13 protein-coding genes are annotated in these 16,135 nt (G+C 72.0%); 8 read left to right on the top strand and 5 right to left on the bottom strand.

The annotated features are described in order from the left end of the window. Window positions 1-8 precede the first annotated feature (8 nt). Window positions 9-767: a CoA transferase subunit A gene (locus WME90_RS30535; RefSeq protein WP_437275546.1), complete on the bottom strand. Its 759-nt coding sequence runs from the start codon at window positions 765-767 to the stop codon at window positions 9-11. 340 nt (window positions 768-1,107) lie between these two features. Here WME90_RS30535 and WME90_RS30530 point away from each other — a divergent pair, with 340 nt between their 5' ends. Continuing rightward, the gene (locus tag WME90_RS30530) at window positions 1,108-2,436 is read left to right on the top strand and encodes a penicillin-insensitive murein endopeptidase (RefSeq protein WP_437275545.1); all 1,329 of its coding nucleotides are present in this window, start codon (window positions 1,108-1,110) and stop codon (window positions 2,434-2,436) included. 153 nt (window positions 2,437-2,589) lie between these two features. Beyond that, on the top strand, window positions 2,590-3,216 hold the full coding sequence (locus WME90_RS30525; protein ID WP_437275544.1) for a hypothetical protein: 627 nt from the start codon (window positions 2,590-2,592) through the stop codon (window positions 3,214-3,216). 15 nt (window positions 3,217-3,231) lie between these two features. On the opposite strand, the gene WME90_RS30520 is transcribed toward WME90_RS30525, so the two are convergent. Then, window positions 3,232-4,410 carry a hypothetical protein gene (locus WME90_RS30520; protein ID WP_437275543.1) on the bottom strand — a complete coding sequence of 393 codons (1,179 nt, stop codon included), beginning with the start codon at window positions 4,408-4,410 and terminating at the stop codon, window positions 3,232-3,234. 42 nt (window positions 4,411-4,452) lie between these two features. On the opposite strand from WME90_RS30520, the gene WME90_RS30515 reads away from it, so the two are divergent. Together WME90_RS30515 and WME90_RS30510 are read left to right on the top strand one after the other, a co-directional pair. Beyond that, on the top strand, window positions 4,453-7,305 hold the full coding sequence (locus WME90_RS30515) for an ATP-binding protein (protein WP_437275542.1): 2,853 nt from the start codon (window positions 4,453-4,455) through the stop codon (window positions 7,303-7,305). A 65-nt stretch (window positions 7,306-7,370) separates the two neighbouring features. After that, window positions 7,371-7,859: an acyl-CoA thioesterase gene (locus WME90_RS30510; protein WP_437275541.1), complete on the top strand. Its 489-nt coding sequence runs from the start codon at window positions 7,371-7,373 to the stop codon at window positions 7,857-7,859. A gap of 16 nt (window positions 7,860-7,875) precedes the next feature. Here the strand turns inward: WME90_RS30510 and WME90_RS30505 are convergent, their stop codons facing one another. Together WME90_RS30505 and WME90_RS30500 are read right to left on the bottom strand one after the other, a co-directional pair. Further along, entirely contained in the window at window positions 7,876-8,613 is a 738-nt protein-coding gene (locus tag WME90_RS30505) for a M15 family metallopeptidase (protein ID WP_437275540.1), read from the bottom strand. Between the two features lie 215 nt (window positions 8,614-8,828). Then, a complete protein-coding gene (locus WME90_RS30500; RefSeq protein ID WP_437275539.1) occupies window positions 8,829-9,224 on the bottom strand; it encodes a VOC family protein in 396 nt (131 codons plus the stop codon). A gap of 610 nt (window positions 9,225-9,834) precedes the next feature. Between WME90_RS30500 and WME90_RS30495 the strand changes: the two genes are divergently transcribed. The 3 genes from WME90_RS30495 to WME90_RS30485 all read left to right on the top strand — a co-directional run bounded on the left by WME90_RS30495 (window position 9,835) and on the right by WME90_RS30485 (window position 13,777). Then, window positions 9,835-10,572, top strand: a complete 738-nt coding sequence (locus WME90_RS30495; protein ID WP_437275538.1) for a DUF2378 family protein — start codon at window positions 9,835-9,837, stop codon at window positions 10,570-10,572. An 829-nt stretch (window positions 10,573-11,401) separates the two neighbouring features. Continuing rightward, on the top strand, window positions 11,402-11,845 hold the full coding sequence (locus tag WME90_RS30490) for a gamma-glutamylcyclotransferase family protein (RefSeq protein ID WP_437275537.1): 444 nt from the start codon (window positions 11,402-11,404) through the stop codon (window positions 11,843-11,845). A gap of 174 nt (window positions 11,846-12,019) precedes the next feature. Next, the gene (locus WME90_RS30485) at window positions 12,020-13,777 is read left to right on the top strand and encodes an ATP-binding protein (protein ID WP_437275536.1); all 1,758 of its coding nucleotides are present in this window, start codon (window positions 12,020-12,022) and stop codon (window positions 13,775-13,777) included. Between the two features lie 54 nt (window positions 13,778-13,831). Here the strand turns inward: WME90_RS30485 and WME90_RS30480 are convergent, their stop codons facing one another. Then, window positions 13,832-14,863 (bottom strand): isocitrate/isopropylmalate dehydrogenase family protein, encoded by a 1,032-nt coding sequence (locus WME90_RS30480; RefSeq protein ID WP_437275535.1) that lies wholly within the window; start codon window positions 14,861-14,863, stop codon window positions 13,832-13,834. 164 nt (window positions 14,864-15,027) lie between these two features. Here WME90_RS30480 and WME90_RS30475 point away from each other — a divergent pair, with 164 nt between their 5' ends. Then, on the top strand, window positions 15,028-16,086 hold the full coding sequence (locus WME90_RS30475) for a serine/threonine-protein kinase (protein WP_437275534.1): 1,059 nt from the start codon (window positions 15,028-15,030) through the stop codon (window positions 16,084-16,086). The last annotated feature ends 49 nt before the right edge of the window (window positions 16,087-16,135 follow it).

Here is a 16,135-nt window from a genome sequence, read left to right as displayed (position 1 = left end):
CCCCGCGCCTAGGCGGCCGACGCCTTGCGCACCGTCCGCCGCTCGATCCGCTTCTCGTAGCGCTCGCCCTGGAAGATCCGGTGCACGAAGATCCCGGGCGTGTGGATGTGGTCCGGGTCGAGCGAGCCGACGTCGACGAGCTCTTCCACCTCGGCGATCGTCACCTTCGCGGCCATCGCCATCATCGGGTTGAAGTTCATGGCGGTGTGGCGGTAGACGAGGTTGCCGAACCGGTCGCCCTTCCAGGCCTTCACGAGCGCGTAGTCGCCGCGGATGGCGGGCTCGAGCACGTAGTCGCGGCCGTCGAACTGCCGCACTTCCTTCTTCTCGGAGTACCTCTTCACCGCGCCGTCCGGGCCATAGAGCACCGGCAGCCCGCCCTCGCTGATGGCCGTGCCCGCCCCGGTCGGGGTGTAGAACGCAGGGATCCCGGCGCCGCCGGCGCGGATGCGCTCGGCCAGCGTGCCCTGCGGCGTGAGCTCGACCTCGAGCTCGCCGCTCAGGTACTGGCGCTCGAACTCCTTGTTCTCTCCGACGTACGACGAGATCATCCTCCGGATCTGCCGGTTCTGAAGGAGGATCCCGAGGCCGAAGGCGTCGACTCCGCAGTTGTTGGACACGACCACGAGATCCTTCGTGCCGAGCTGCCGGAGCGCCGCGATGCAGTTCTCCGGGATGCCGCAGAGGCCGAAGCCGCCCGAGAGGATCGTGGCGCCGCCCGGGATGTCTCTCACGGCGTCCAGCGCGCTCTTGTAGACCTTGTCCATGGCCGACCGAGAGGTAGCCCAACTGGCCGCGAGGCAAAAGCCTCCGCTGCCGCGGCGGTATGCCGTGGCGCCGGCGCCGCAGCGCGGCACAGGGGCCGGGCGGCGCCGGCCGCGGCGCGGCGCCGCGAGGTGAGCCGCGCTTCGGCCGCGCTCGCCGAGAGCCCTCGTGTGTGTCCGAGGTGCAAGAGGTGTTTGTCGCGTCCATCAACGCGTGTTCCGTGCGTGTTCCGCGTGTGTTTCGCGCGTGTTTAGCGCACGGTTCCGGCGCGGCCCTCGACGGGCGCGGTCAGGCGGCGCCGGCTTCTTGGCCCGGCCTAACGAAACCCCGTAACGCAGCCGTGTGCCTCGACCGCTCTCCCTGCTGTTCACGATCCTGGCGCTCTCCTTGCCTGGCTCCCGGGCGGCCGCCGCGGCGCCCGAAGCGCCGGCGCGCTCGCACGCGCGCCCCACCGCGGAAGCACCGCCGCGCCACGTCGCCGCTGCCTCCAAGGCGCGCGGAGCGACGCCGCGCGCGCCGCGGGCGCGGCTCGCGAAGGACGAGAGCAAGGGGCACCGGCCTCGCGCCGGCGATGTGGGCCCGCGATCGCCCGAGAAGGCCAGGGAGAAGGCTGCGCCCAAGGCGCCCGCCTCGTCGGTCGGCCACCCCAACGAAGGGCGCCTCGAGGGCGGCGTGCGGCTCGACACATCGCGCAAGGACCTCCGCGTCGTGCCCGCCTACGCCGGCGCCGACGTCCGCTGGGGGCTGCCGGCGCTCGTCGGCATGATCGAGCGCGCGGCGCGCGGCGTGGCCAAGCGCTTCCCGGGCGCCGTGCTCGACGTCGGCGACCTGTCGCGCCAGCGCGGAGGCGAGGTCCACCGCCACAACTCCCACGAGAGCGGCCGCGACGTCGACCTCGGCTTCTACGCGCTCGACGCGCGCGGCAAGCAGGTCCACGCGCCGCTCTTCCTCCGGTTCGACGCCCGGCTCACCTCGACCAACGTGCCCGGGGCGCGCTTCGACCTGCCGCGCAACTGGCTGCTCGTCCAGCACCTGCTCACCGATCCCCGCGCCCGCGTGAGCCACATCTTCATCTCCGATCCGCTCCGGTCCGCGCTGATCGCCCACGCCAAGCGCATCGGCGTCTCCCGCGCGCTGATCGTCCGCGCGCAGCTCGCCATGATGCAGCCCACGGGCGCCGAGGCGCACGACGACCACATGCACGTGCGCATCTCCTGCCCCGCGGCCATGCGCGGCAGCTGCATCGAGCTCGCGAAGAACGCACCCTCCCACGCGCGCGCGCGCGTAGCGAGGGCGAGGAAGACGGACAGGGCGCTCCGGACACCGTCACCGTCCGCGCGCGCCGAGGCCGCGCGCACCCCGAAGGCCGCCGCGGCGCCCGCGACGGAGCGGGCTCGCGAGGCCGGCGCGAGCCGGCGCGAGCCGGCGCAGCCATCGCGCCCTGACGACAGGCGAGCTCAACGGGAAGCGCGCCGCGCCGCCCCGCGCGCCGGAGGCGCCGAGGCGCTGCCGCTCGCCGCCGCGCGCGCGGCGGAGCAGCAGCCGATGGGCGGCCTCGATCTGTCCTTCCTACGCCCGGCTGCGTCCGAGGTGGAGATCGAGGCCGACTCGGACGGCGCCGACGCGAGCGGCGCGCTCGACGACAGCGGAGCACTCAAGATCACGGACTGAGACCCTCCGTGCGCCGCGCGCCACTCACCATGACGGCGAACGGCGGGTAACGCGGTGCATTGCAGGGAGTTCCGCAATCTCTGACCAGGGCGCTATGGCGCCTAGACCCCGACAGAAGTCCTCGGGCAGACTGGGGCGGAACAAGAGGGGTTCATGCGGCAAGAGGACTTCCACACCGCGATTCCCACGCTCCCATCCGCGCCATCGCTCGTCGCCAGCGATCACGATCGTCGCGCGTTGCTCGCGGCGCTCACGTTCGTCGGCAGGCCTCCCCGGAGCGCGGCGGCGCTCGCCAGCTGGTTCGAGAAGCACCTCGTGGCGCCCGGGAAGATGGAGCGGCCGGCGTACGTGACCGAGGGCTTCTCCAAGCACGTGGCGCTCGGCCTTCAGGTCCCGGCGGCCCCGGATGCGTCCGAGATCGAGGAGCTCGTCGACGCGGCGCGGTTCCGGGTGCTCGCCGCGCTCCGCGCCTTCATGCCGCCCACCGCCGACGATCGCTTCCTCGCCGCGGCCGTCGACGGCGGGCGCGTGCGCCCCACCGGAGGCCCCGGGCCCTGGGAGCCGTGCCCGCGCGAGGACGACCTGCTCAGCGACATCGTCCTCAGCCTCTTTGCCGCGGACATCCTCAACTTCCGCGAGTTCCACGAAGCCTATCTCTGCGTCTGCAAGACCTGCCTCCGCATCGACTTCGACCCGAGCCGCTCCGGTCGCACCGGCTGCCCCGAGCACGAGCCGACCGCCACGGTCAGCGTGATGCGCCGCAGCGGGCCGTCGCTCTGACGCGCCGCCCTGGGCTCAGAGGCAGCCGAGGCGGCACTTGGACGCCTGCTCCAGGCAGTCCGACAGGCAGCTCTGATAACGCTGGTACTGCGTGCTCTGCGTGGGCTCTTTACCGCACTGCGTCGCCCTGCACGCCTTGTGTCGCCGCTCGCACGCCCCCACGCACCCGGTGTTTCCGCCGGCGGGCGCAAGGCCGGCCGCGGCCGCCGCGCGGGGCTCCGCCCCCGGAGAGGCCTGCGCGGCCGGCGCCTGCGCGGCCGGCGGATCGCTCCGCTGCGCCGGGGCGGTCCGGTGCGCCGCCGAGGCGGACGACGGCCCGCAGCGCTCCAGGGCGCGGCGCATCACGTCCTCCGCCGAGCCGGGCTGGATCTCGCACGCCCGCGCCAAGCTCTCGATCCGGCGGTCGATCGCGGCGGCCGCGCGCGACGCGACCCCGTCCGGCCGCGCCGCCGACGGCGGAGCGCCCTTGGGCGCGGCGCTCGCGGACGCGGCGCTCGCGGACGCGGCGCTCGCGGCGCCCCCGCGCGCCGCGTCGTCGCCCGACGCGCTCGACGCCCTGCCGATCAGGAAGGCCACGATCAGGCTGGCCGCGACGAGCCCCAGGGCGGCGAGCGCGAGCCGCGAGTCGATGCGGCGCGGGGCGCGAGCCGGCGCACCTCCCGGCCCCGCGGCGCCGGGCGACCGCGCCTTCGTGGGCTCCGGCCCGGTGACGTTCGGCGTCCGCGGGGTAGGCGTGATCGCCGGCGGCGCCAGCGTCGGGACCTCCAGCGCAGGCGAGGGTGTCGGCATCTGCGGGAGCTTCGGCAGCGGCGCCGGCCGCGGGATGTCCGTGTGCGCCGGCTCGATCGACGCGGCGGACGGCACCGTCGGCGTGTCGGGCCACTCGACGAGCGGCCTCGCCGCGCGGAGCCGATCGACGAGCGGCCCGAGCTCGCGCCGCTGCTCGAAGCGCCGGACGAGCTCGTGCGCTGCTCCCTGGATCCCCCGCTCCCAGGGGATGTCCGGCACCCCGAGCTCCTCCGCGAAGCGGCGCAGCTCGGCCAGGCTGAAGCAGGCCGTGATGCGCCCGCGGATCTCTGCGGCGCTGTGCGCCGTGCTCCCCGTGCTCCGCGACGTCCCCGTGCCCTCGCCATCCACGCCGGGCAGCTTACCGCACGCGCCACCGAAGCCGAACCTGGTATAGGCTCCGGACATCGTGTCCGGCGCTGCGGCACCCGGGGACGTGGAGGCCAGGAGATGAGCCGAGAGGACAGTGCAATTGGCGCGGCGCTCCCCGCCCTCGCCCCGCTGATCGGGCGCGAGGCGGAGCTGTCGGCCCTGGCCCGCGCGCTCGACGCGGTCGAGCGGGAGCGCTCCACGCGGACCGTGACGCTGGTCGGCCCGCCGGGCATCGGCAAGAGCAGGCTCGCGCGCGAGTTCCTCGAGCGGCGGCGCCAGGGCTCGGCCGCGCTGCGCGTCATCACGGGCAGCGCCGGCGACATGGCGTCCGCGTACGGCGTCTTCACGCGGCTCCTGCGCGCCCGCTTCGGCCTCTTCGACGGCATGGACAAGGACGCCGCCCGCGCCGAGGTCCGCGCGCAGGTGGCGCAGGTGATGGGCGACCGCAAGGTCGGGGACGTCATCTACTTCCTCGGCCAGTTCATCGGGCTCGCGTTCGGCGACAGCCCGCTCACCCGCGCGGTGCAGGACGATCCCGCGCAGGCCGACCTCATCCGCCGCGCCGTCCTGAAGGCGTTCCTCGAGGCGGACGCCGTCCACGGCCCCCTGTGCCTCGTCTTCGAGGACCTCCACGCGGCCCACGACGACTCGCTCTCGCTCCTGCGCTATCTCATCGAGTACCTCGCGGGCCCGGTCCTGCTCGTCTGCGCCGCCCGCCCGGAGCTGCTCACGCGCCAGGACGACTGGGGCAAGGTCGGCGAGCGGCGCCACACGCTCCTTGAGCTCACGCCGCTCGGCGAGGGCGCCGCGGCGGAGCTGGCGAGGGCGCTGCTCGCGCCCTGCGCGCCGCGCGGGGGCGAGGACGTCGTCATCATCGACGTCGTCGACGTCGTCGACGTTAGGCGGGCCGAGTCGCAGGGCCAGCCGGGCGTGCCGTCCGAGCTCGTCGAGGCGGCCTGCTCCTTCGCGAACGGCAACCCGGCGCTGCTCGAGCAGATGGTCCGCATCTGCCACGACCAGGGCGTGATCGAGGAGCTCGCGCCCGACTCCGCGGGCGGGGCGCGCTGGCGCGTGCACCTCGGGAAGCTGTCGACGGCGCGCCTGCCGATGACGGTCGAGGACGCCGTGAACGTCCGCCTCGCCGCGCTCGATCACGACGGCCGGCAGCTGCTCGAGCAGGCCGCGACGATCGGCCCGGTGTTCTGGAGCGGCGCGCTGTTCGTCCTCGGCAGGGCCGGCTGTCAGGCCCCGGAGCTGTGGGGCGAGGAGCAGAGCGACAAGGATCTCGACCGGATCAACGCCGCGCTCCGCGCGCTGTGCGACCGCGGCTACCTGCGCAAGCAGAGCGAGTCGAGCTTCGCGGGCTCGGACGAGTACGTGTTCGTGCACGCCAAGGAGCGCGAGGCGCTCCAGAAGCGGATGAGCGCCGCGGCCCAGCGGCGGTACCACCACGCGATCGCCGAGTGGCTGGAGCAGCAGGTGGCGGTGCGCGCGAGCGAGGAGTTCCTCGCCGAGCTCGCGACGCACCGCGAGCGCATCGGCGACGCGGTGCGGGCGGGCCTCTCGCTGCTCGACGCCGGCGACGTGGCGCGGGGGCGCTACTCGAACGCGAAGGCGGCCGAGTACTACGCGCGCGGGCTGTCGCTGCTCGGCGACGCGCACGTCGCGCGGCGCATCGACGCGCTCCACGACTACGGCGACGTCCTCCAGCTCGCCGGGCGGATCGACGACGCCCTCGCCGCGTTCCGCGAGATGCTGACGCTCGCCTACCGGCTCGACAACCGGCGCAAGGGCGGGGCCGCGCACAACCGCATCGGGCGGCTCTTCCGCGACAGCGGCTCGCTCGACGAGGCCGGCAAGCACCTCACGACCGCGCTCCGCCTCTTCGAGGGCGCGCGGGACGAGCGGGGGATCGCCTCGACGATCGACGACATCGGCAAGCTGCACTGGCTCCGGGGCGAGTACCAGGAGGCGCTGAAATGGCTGCGCGACGCGCTCGTCCGCCGCGAGCGGATGGGGGATCGCCGCTCGATCGCGCTGTCGCTGAACAACCTCGGGCTCGCCCTGCAGGACTCGGGCGAGTTCAAGCAGGCGCTCAACACGTTCGAGCGTTCGCTTTCGATCCGGCGCGAGATCTCGGACCTGCTCGGCGTCGTGATGAGCCTGAACAACCTCGGCATGATCGCGCAGGATCAGCGCGATCACCGCCGCGCCCTCGAGCTCTTCGAGGAGGCGCTGGAGGTGGCGCGTCAGGTCGGCGATCGCAACCGGACGGCGCTGATCATGACGAACATCGGCGGGACGCTCTACCGGAGCGGCGATCCCGACGAGGCGGTGCGCGTGCTGCAGCAGGCCGAGGAGCTCTGCGACGAGCTCGGCGACCGGCTCGGCCTCGCCGAGGCGCGGCGCGCGCTCGGGAAGGCCTACATGCTCCGGGGCGATCTGGAGAAGGCGCGCGACTCGATCAGCCGGGCGGTGGATCTGTTCGCCTCGGTCCGGAGCAAGGTGCACCTCGGCATCGCGCTCCGGACGCTCGGCGAGATCACGGCGGCGGGCGGCTGGGGCAGCGCGCACACGAAGAGCGCGCGCGCGTACTTCGCGCGCTCGGTGAGCATCTTCGAGGAGACGGGGAACGAGCTCGAGCTCGCGCGCACGTTCCAGGCCTACGCGCGGTTCCTGACGACCGACCGCAGCTTCGTGGCGAACATGGCGGCGCGGCGCGAGGCGGTGACGATGAACGAGAAGGCCGAGGCGATCTTCGCGCGGCTGAAGGTCACGTCGGTGCGCCTGGAGGACGAGCCCACGCTCCCGACGGGCCCCCCGGGCCAGTCGATCCCCACGAAGTCGTCGGTCGGCGCGACCGCGGGCCGCTCGCCCGCCCCCGAGGAGCCGTCGTTCCCGAACCCTGGCAGGGCATCGACCTCCAGCTGAGGCCGGGCGGTTCGCGCGGGCCGGCGTGCTCTGGCGCGAGGGGGCGCCCGTGATACGCATGCCGCGTGAAGGCCCAGCACGAGAAGCGCGTCTCCGAGTCGGTCACCACGATGACCGAGTACGTCCTGCCGACGCACACGAACGCGCTCGGGTCGATCTTCGGCGGGCAGGTGCTCGCGTGGATCGACCTGTGCGCCGCCATCTGCGCGCAGCGGCACACCGGGAGCACGGTCGTCACCGCGGGCATCGACGACCTCTCGTTCGATCGTGGGATCAGGGTCGGTCAGGTCGCCCGCCTGACCGCGCGGGTGACGGCGACCTTCCGCACGTCGCTCGAGATCCTCGTGTCGGTCGAGGGGGAGGACGCGACCACGGGCGACGTCTGGCCCACGGTCACGGCCTTCGTGACATTCGTGGCCGTCGACGCGTCGCTGCGGCCGACCGCGGTGCCGCCCCTCCGCCTCGAGACCGACGACGATCGCCGTCTCGCGGAGGCCGCGGCGGAGCGGCGCGCGCGCCGGCTCTCGCGGCGCGGGGGCGGCCGCGGCGCGTGATCGCGATCGCCGCGCGCTACTTCTTCTTGATCCGGTCGGGATCCCCGAGGAACTCGAAGTGCATGGTGTCCTCGAGGTCGTCGTGGCCCAGCCAGTCGAAGCCGTAGCGCTCGAACGCCTTGATCCAGCAGCGGGACAGCGCCGTGCGCTCGTAGGCCGTGCGCTTCTTCTCCTGGCACAGCGGGCTCGTGGGCCACGGATCGACGCAGCCGCAGCACGGGTTCCGGTCGGGATCGATGTCGATGGCGATGCCGAAGAGGTGGTTCGAGATCTCGGCGCCGCGGTAGCTGTTCGCCGTGCGGAACCCGCCGACCGCGCGCGGCGTGTAGCGGCGCGACTTGCGGGTGCACGTCGCGCGGATCCGCTTCTCGACGCAGTGGAGCGCGGGCGCGATCTTCTCGTGGATGGAGAGCGGGAGGCCCATGAACTGCACGGCCGTCGCCTGGGAGTGGGCGCTCTCGGAGTTGTAGCGCCGCGTCTCCTCGGTCTCGACGTGGCCGTAGTTCTCGGCGAGGTAGCGGACCGCCCGGGCGTGCTTCTTCGGGTTGAGCATGCCCTTCTGGACGAAGGTGCGCCGCTTCAGGAACTTCTGCGGGCTCTGCACGCGGCACTCGTAGCTCTTCGTCTTCTTTGCCCGGGTCGGCTCCTTGGCCTCCGCGACGGGCCCGCCGCCGAGCCCCGAGGGGCCGGCCGCGAGCAGGGCGATCGCTGCTGCCACGAGCAGGTGCACCCGTGTCCGTCCGTTCGCGTTCACGGCGGGAGGTTAAGCAGGCCGCGTCAAGCGAGGCAAGGACTTGCCGTAGAAGCCTGTCAGGAGAGCTCCGTCAGGGGCGCTGGCGCATCCTTGCCGCGGACGGCGCACAGCGTCGCTCGTGTTCGCGCGCTCACGGCCGTACGAGCTCATGGGGTGAGCCATGGTGAGCCCATCGGGGGAGCGAGGGCGACCTCTTGCGGTGAGCTACGGCGAGCTCATGGGGAGGTCCACGGCGAGCAGATCTCCACGAGGACGCCGTTCAAGTCGCGCACGTAGGAGACACGCTGGCCCCAGGGTTTGTCGTGGGGCTCCGATACGGGCGCTGCGCCGGCCTTTACGGCGCGCGTGAACGCCGCGTCGACGTCCTCGCTGGTGACGATGATCTCGAACCCGGCGGGGCGATTGCCTGGCCGGTTCTTCGCGATCTCGGGGAGGCCTTTCTGGGCGAAGTCCTCCTGCACGAACCCGAGCGGCACGCTGCCCTTCAGCTCACAATATTCTTTGCCGCCGGAGACGAACCTGCGCTCGAAGCCGAACGCGCGCTCGTAGAACGCCGCGGCCTCCACCGCATCGGGCACATAGACGATCACGCCTCCCAGTCCTGTATTCATGAGGTCCTCCTCGGGGCTCCTGCCCACGCGCGCCGGCATCCTACGACGGCGCTGCTGACAGCGTCCGGTCAGCAGCCGCGCTCGATGGCCGTGCGCGAGCGCGCGAGGCGCGACACGCCCGCGCATGGTCGCCCTCACCCCATCGCTGTGGATGGCGCAGGACAACGCCTGATCGACAGGCACCCTGCGCTCGACGCTGAGGTGCGGATCCGCGAGCTCGGCAGTCGCCGTGTGCTGACCCGAGTCTCGCGATGCGTTGACGCAAGACGTGCGGCGCGTTGACGCAAGACGTGCGGCGCGCTGACGCGGGCCTCGCGGCGCGCTGACGCGCTGTGCCTTTGGCTCGGCACGCCGGTGAAGGTGTGTCTTCGCAAACGCGTGCCCCGGCCGGAGCGGAGATCAGCGCCGTCCCGGTCGTCACCACGCGGTTGCACCGCTGAATCAACGTTTCATCCATGCAAGGGAAATGCGCCCTGGACCTCGTGTTCGCGCCGTGACTCGCACGGCGCGCCGCCGGCATGGCCGTTGCTAGGTGGAGCGTGTGCCCTTCGCTGCAGTGGTTGCCGCAAGCGGCCCTTGTGTTGAGTCTTTTTTTCGCGGCGAGCTCCATATGAAAGAGGTCCGCAGCGACCAGCACCGGCAAGCGAACGAGACGCCGATCCCCAGGAGCGGTGTGATGCGCGCCGCGCCTCGGAGCGTCGTGCCGCCGAGCTCACCGTCCAGCCAGGGGCCGCTCGTCGGGCCGAACGGGGCTTCCTTCGAGGTGCGTCCGTCCGATCCGCTCCTCGGCAACATCGACATCGACGCGGTGGTGGCGGGGGTCCCCGAGTCCTACGCGATGAAGGGGATGTTCTTCAACGCGCTGGCGGCGACGCTCGGGGAGCGTTTTGCACAGGTTGTGTCGACGTTGTCGAGCCCGCCGAGGGGCGGGCTGTACCTGCCGTTCTCAGACTATCCGACGCGCGACTTCCTGCGTCTCTACGACGCGGCTGCGCGGCTCTCGCACCCGAACCGGAGCTCGCGCGAGGGCTACCGTCGGCTCGCGCGGCAGCAGGTCGCGGCGTTCAGGGACAGCGCGCTCGGGCGGATCACGATGAACCTCGCGACCGACCCGGGCGCAGCGCTGATGCGCTACACGGGGAGCCTGGGCGCGCTCGTGAAGGGGCCGCTGGCCAGGGCGCGGCAGCTGGGGCCCTCGGAGGTGCAGATCGACATCAGCAACCACCGAAGTACGCTGGAATACCCGCTGGGGAACTTCGAGGCGCTCGTCATGGGATACGGCGCCAAGCCGACCATCTCGGTCGAGGTGCGAGGGCCGGACGCGCTGCAGTTCGTGGTCAGCTGGTAGCCCGCGCCGGCGGGAGGGTCTGCGCGGCGGGGGCGGGTGGGCGCTCGGCCATCCGCCAAGACCGGGACGGAAGAGCTTGCGCAGGGAACACCACCCGGCATGTCTCCCTTCGGGCCATGCCGGCTGGGACGTTGCGTTGCGCGCCACACAAGGCGCGCCTGAGACGTCGCGCCCGCTGGGACCTCAGGGCTGCCTCATCGTCGGTGCTCGCCGCGCCCACCCGCCCCCGCCGCGCACACCCTCCCGCCGGCGCTACGGTGGTAAGGGGGAGGGGGATCCGGTCGCGGCGGTGAGGGGGCCACGACGAGGGGGGCCGACGACGAGGGACGTGCGTGTCGAACGGCTGGGCGCAGGACCAGGGCGCGTGCAGTAGACAGCACAATATTACAGTGGTTGAGGTTGCTCGCGGTCGTCTGAGGGAGCCTGGGGGGCAAATACACCATCGCTCCAGCACGAGTCGGTCGAGAATTGATGCCATTGAAGCTAGATGATGGGGCCGTGAATGACTTCTATTCGCGAGCACGCTGCCCGTGACTACGGCGCTCGAACGACGCTCGTACACTGCGTGTCAGGAAGGGGCGCGACGACGAACGCGTGAGTCGAACGAGAGAGTCACGCGAGCGTCGAGCAACTCAGGAGCTGGTGGATGCTCCTTGGAATTGGCAAATTCGCCGCGAGGGCCGCAGCCTTCACGGTACGCGGGTGCAACATTCCTTTGGAGCTATAGCGTCCCTCGGCACGTCAGCGTGGGGCCGACCAGCTTGCGCTCGCGCCCTCCCTTTGCGAGCGTCTGAGCCGGGCCGTCGAGCCCGCCCCGAGGACCACGCCAATGACTACCCACGAGATCGTCCTCTTCGTCTACGACAACCTCATGAAGGGCGAGGACCAGCACGAATGGGTCGCGTCAGCCCGCCCGCTCGGCGAGGCGACCACGACACCGCAGGTTGCGCTCGTCGACCTCGGCACGAGCGGCGCCCTCGTCCAGGGGGGGCTCATCGCCGTGACCGGCGAGCTCTATGCCATCGCTCCGGCTGCTCTGGCCGTGCTCGACGTGCACCGCGGACACCCCGTCTTGCACCGGAGAGCAGCCATCCGCCTCGCCGACGGCCGCGAAGCCCAGACCTACTTCCTTTCCATGGAGCAGGCCGCCGGCTGTCGACGCGTCCGCGAGGGCGACTGGCGGAAACGCCGCGGCGCGCCCGGCGCCGTGCGGACCCGGGACAACAGCCCGCTCGTGAGCTGGGCGAAGCGCCGCTTCGACCCCTCCCGCTGACCAGTCTGCGCGCTCCTCTCTGCCCTCGCAGGGCGCTCAGCGCGCGCCGCGCCGCGCGAGTCGTCGCTGCACAGGAACATAGCCCTCCCTCGGCACACGGCGCATGCTGTACCCTGGGAGCAGACATGGCGCGTCGCTCGTCGAGCGGCGCGTGCCAGCGCAGGTGCTATGGGCATGGCTGCGAGGGAAAGCGTGGCGGAAGTTTCAGCGCACGACCGACTCGGCCACGATGACGGCGAGCCTGAATCCGCGACTGCCCAGCTCGCCGAGATGGTCGTCGAGGCGGCCGCCGCGCTTTCAGGGAAGTTTCAGCCGCAAGCGCTCCGCGAGATCATCGCCGAGCAGGCCGCCCGGCTGCTCGGCGCAGACCTCTCGCTTCTGTACGGCGTCGCGGTGGAAGACCAAGGGCGCCCGGTCCGGCTGCTCGCCTCCTCCAGCCTGTCGAGCACGTTCGCCGCACAGCTCGAGGACCTCACCGGCACGTCGTCCCTCGTGCTGCGCGCCGCAGAGAGCCGCCGCGTCGAGCACGCCGTGGTCGACCAGGCCGCCTGCGAGCGCTTCTCCGACTTCAGCGCGCTCGCGGCCAGCATGGCGCCCTGCTGGGTGCTCGCGGCGCCCTTGCTCAGCGCAGGCCGGCTGTTCGGCGTCCTCTTCTGCGCGTTCGGGAGCCGCAGCGCGCCTTTCCAGGAGATCCTCCCGTGCGTGCGGGCCCTCTGCGCGCTGTTCGCCCTCGCGCTCGCCGACGCTGAGCCCGCTGCGCCCGCTCGAACGCGCCCCGGGAGCGTTGACTACGTCGGAGGCGCGAGCACGCTGGAGCCCCTCGAAGCTGCGTTTCGCGAGGTTGAGTGGCGCCTCGCGGAGGAGCGGCGATGGCTGCGCAGCGTAATCGAAGACTTCCCTGTCGCCATCGCCGTCTTGGACGAGCGCGGCGGCCCCTCGCTCCTCGCGAGCCGCCGCTGCCAGGAGCTCTGCGGCGGGCCGCACCCGCTCGCGGTGGTGGAGATCGGGCCGTGCGCGCTGCTGTGCGAGCCGGGGGGACGGCCGCTCCTGCTGCCTGAAATGCCCCTCGTTCGTGCAGCGCGGGGCGAGGGGACGACGTGTAAGGAGCTGTGGTTTCGAAGGACGGACGGGAGCTACGTCCCTGTTGTAGTGAGCGCCGGCCCCATCCGGGGAGAGGACGGCGCGATCCACGGGGCCATCGCGAGCTACGAGGACGTCACTATTTTCAGGGAGATCGAACGGCTCCGCGAGGAGTGGACCTCCCTCGTGGCGCACGACCTCAAGCAACCGCTGTCCGCCATCTCCGCCTACGCGGGCATGCTGTCGCGGCTACCCGAGTCCGCCGGTGCGACGGCGTGGAGCCAGAAGATCCTGTCGAACGTCCGGCGCCTCGATCGGATGGCCGAAGACCTGCTCGACGCCTCCAAGATCGAGGCGAGGCATCTCTCCCTCGAGCGGCGGCCGACGGACGTGCGCGGCCTGCTCCACGCGGCCGTCGAGCTCGCAACCGCTGAGAGGCCGGATCGCGCGATCGTGTTGACGGCGGACGAGGACGTGCCGCCCGTCCTCGTGGACGCGGCGCGCATGGACCAGGTGCTCGGAAACCTCCTTCTCAACGCCGCCAAGTACGGCGACCCAAGCGCGCCGACCCGCGTGACGCTCTCTCTCCGCGACGCCGAGCTCGAGGTCGCGATCGAGAACCGTGGGCCAGGGATCCCTCCGGACGAGCTGCCGAGGCTGTTCCAGCGCTTCCAGCGGCTCTCCTCGGATCGATCCAGGAGCCGCCCGTCGGGCACGGGCCTCGGGCTCTACATCTGCAAGGGCATCGTCGAGGCGCACGGCGGTCGGATCTGGGCGCAGAGCGAGGTGAACAAGACGACGTCCTTCCACTTCACGCTCCCGCTCACGGAGACGTCACCGGGCCACGGGTGACCCCCGCGGCCTCCGGCAGCGGAGGCGCGGGGACCGCCGCGCAACGGCGCCCGCTCAGCCGTTCTTGATGCGCGCCACGATGGCGTCGGTGAGCGCCTTCGTGTCGGCCTTGCCGCCGAGATCGCGGGTGCGCACCCCGTCCCCGTTCAGCGCCCCGTCGATCCCGGCGCGCAGGCGGCCGGCGAGCTCCCGGTGGCCCACGTGGTCGAGCATCATCGCGGCGGCCAGCATGAGCGCGATCGGGTTCGCCACGCCCTTGCCGGCGATGTCCGGCGCCGAGCCGTGCACCGCCTCGAAGATGGCTGCGTGCTGGCCGATGTTCGCCCCCGGGGCCATGCCGAGGCCGCCGACGAGCCCCGCGATCTCGTCCGAGAGGATGTCGCCGAAGAGGTTCGTCGTGACGATGACGTCGAACTGCCACGGGTTCAGCACGAGCTGCATCGCGCACGCGTCCACGATCCGCTCATCGGTCGCCACGCGGCCCTCGTACGACTTGCTCACCTCGCGCGACGTCTCGAGGAAGATGCCCGTGAGCGCCTTCATGATGTTCGCCTTGTGGACGATGGTGACCTTCTTGCGCCCGTTCTTCTCCGCGTAGTCGTAGGCGAACTCGGCGATGCGGCGCGAGCCGACCCGGGTGTTCACGCCGGAGCCGATCGCCACCGCCTGCTCGTCGCTCCCGATCGGGATGTAGTGCTCGAAGCCCACGTAGAGCCCCTCGAGGTTCTCCCGCACGAGCACGATGTCGATGTTGTCGTAGCGGCCGCCCGGGATCAGCGTCCGCGCGGGGCGCACGTTGGCGTAGAGCTTGAATTCCTGTCGCAGGCGCACGTTCGACGAGCGGTACCCGCCGCCGATCGGCGTCTCGAGCGGCCCCTTGAGCGCGAGCTTCGTGCGGTGGATGCTGTCGAGCGTGGCCCGCGGCAGCGGGTCGCCGGCCTCCTTGACGCCGGCCATGCCGGCCACGCACGTCTCCCATTCGAAAGGCGCGCCGAGCGCGTCGAGGGCGCGCAGCGTCGCGTCCATGATCTCGGGGCCGATGCCGTCGCCGGGGATGAGGGTCGCAGGGTGCTTCTGTGAGGTCACGGGCTGTCTCTCGATCTCGGGGTGAATCGTCGCGTCGACGAGGAAAGGCGCACGCATAGCCGAGGTGCGCGCCGCGATCCACCTCGCCGGGGCCGCGGAGGGCGCCGCCCGCCCGCAAGTCCCTTGAGGATCCCCGCCGCCGCCGCCATCATGACGTGGGTCCCATGATTTGCCCGCGCTGCCACCGCGCGTACACCGATCGCTCGTACGGCTTCTGCCCCGACGACGGCGCGCGCCTCGTCCAGTCGCTGTCGGCCGCGCCGCCGCCCGCGCAGCCGACGCGGCAGTTCGGCGCCATCCTCGAGGATCGCTATGTGATCCAGGGCTTCATCGGCGCCGGCGGCATGTCGCGCGTGTACCTCGCCGCGGACAGCCGCACGAAGGAGCAGGTCGCGATCAAGATCCTGAACCGCAGCTTCGCCGCCGATCGGGCCCAGCGCGAGCGGTTCCTCCGCGAGCTCGAGGTGGCGGCCGCGCTCGGGCACCCCAGCATCGTCCGGGTCCTCGACGCGGGCGAGCGCAAGGACGGGTCCCCGTTCATCGTGCTCGAGCTCCTCACCGGCGAGTCGCTCGGCGTCCTGCTCCGCCGCGAGGTGGCCGTGAGCGAGGCCGTCGCGCTGCCGCTGATACGGCAGGCGGCGTCGGCGCTCGCCGCGGCGCACGCGGCCGGGATCATCCACCGCGACGTGAAGCCGGACAACCTGTTCCTCGTGCGCTCCCAGGGCGGCCCACGCGTGCTCAAGATGATGGATTTCGGCTTTGCGAAGGTGAAGACGGGCCCGGCCACCGCCGCTGGCCTCGTGCTGGGCACCGTCCCCTATATGGCCCCGGAGCAGGCCCTCGCCGATCCCATCGATGGCCGCACCGACGTCTACGCCCTCGGCGTCACCATGTTCCGCATGCTCGCCGGCCAGCTGCCGTTCTCCTCGCCGGACGACGTGGTGGTCGTCGCGCAGCACGCCTGCACGCCGGCCCCCCGGCTCAGCACGATCCGCCCCGGCATCGATCGGCGCCTCGAGGCGCTTGTCGCCACGGCGCTCCGCAAGGCCCCCGGGAACCGCTACGACTCGATGCAATCGCTCCTGGAGGACCTCGAGCGCATCCTCGGCGTCCGCCCCGGCGAGCCGATCGGCGCGCCGCTCAGGAAGACCCCGGACGTCTACGAGCCGGTGAACCCCGCCGCCCGGGAGGCGCTCAAATTCCTGCGGCGCCAGCTGCCCTGAGCCGGCAGGCGGCCTCTCGCGCTGCGCTGCGGCTGGGCTCGCCGGCGCG

The organism is Sorangium sp. So ce375 (genome assembly GCF_051473855.1).
GTDB lineage: Bacteria > Myxococcota_A > Polyangia > Polyangiales > Polyangiaceae > Sorangium.
This window is presented reverse-complemented; position numbering and strand designations above follow the sequence as displayed.

Bases quoted from the DNA above. Each gene is read 5' to 3' on its own strand.
- WME90_RS30500 (WP_437275539.1), bottom strand. From the start codon at position 9,224: ATGAATACAGGACTGGGAGGCGTGATCGTCTATGTGCCCGATGCGGTG.
- WME90_RS30520 (WP_437275543.1), bottom strand. From the start codon at position 4,410: ATGTCCGGAGCCTATACCAGGTTCGGCTTCGGTGGCGCGTGCGGTAAG.
- WME90_RS30490 (WP_437275537.1), top strand. From the start codon at position 11,402: ATGACTACCCACGAGATCGTCCTCTTCGTCTACGACAACCTCATGAAG.
- WME90_RS30535 (WP_437275546.1), bottom strand. From the start codon at position 767: ATGGACAAGGTCTACAAGAGCGCGCTGGACGCCGTGAGAGACATCCCG.
- WME90_RS30525 (WP_437275544.1), top strand. From the start codon at position 2,590: ATGCGGCAAGAGGACTTCCACACCGCGATTCCCACGCTCCCATCCGCG.
- WME90_RS30485 (WP_437275536.1), top strand. From the start codon at position 12,020: ATGGCTGCGAGGGAAAGCGTGGCGGAAGTTTCAGCGCACGACCGACTC.
- WME90_RS30515 (WP_437275542.1), top strand. From the start codon at position 4,453: ATGAGCCGAGAGGACAGTGCAATTGGCGCGGCGCTCCCCGCCCTCGCC.
- WME90_RS30475 (WP_437275534.1), top strand. From the start codon at position 15,028: ATGATTTGCCCGCGCTGCCACCGCGCGTACACCGATCGCTCGTACGGC.
- WME90_RS30495 (WP_437275538.1), top strand. From the start codon at position 9,835: ATGAAAGAGGTCCGCAGCGACCAGCACCGGCAAGCGAACGAGACGCCG.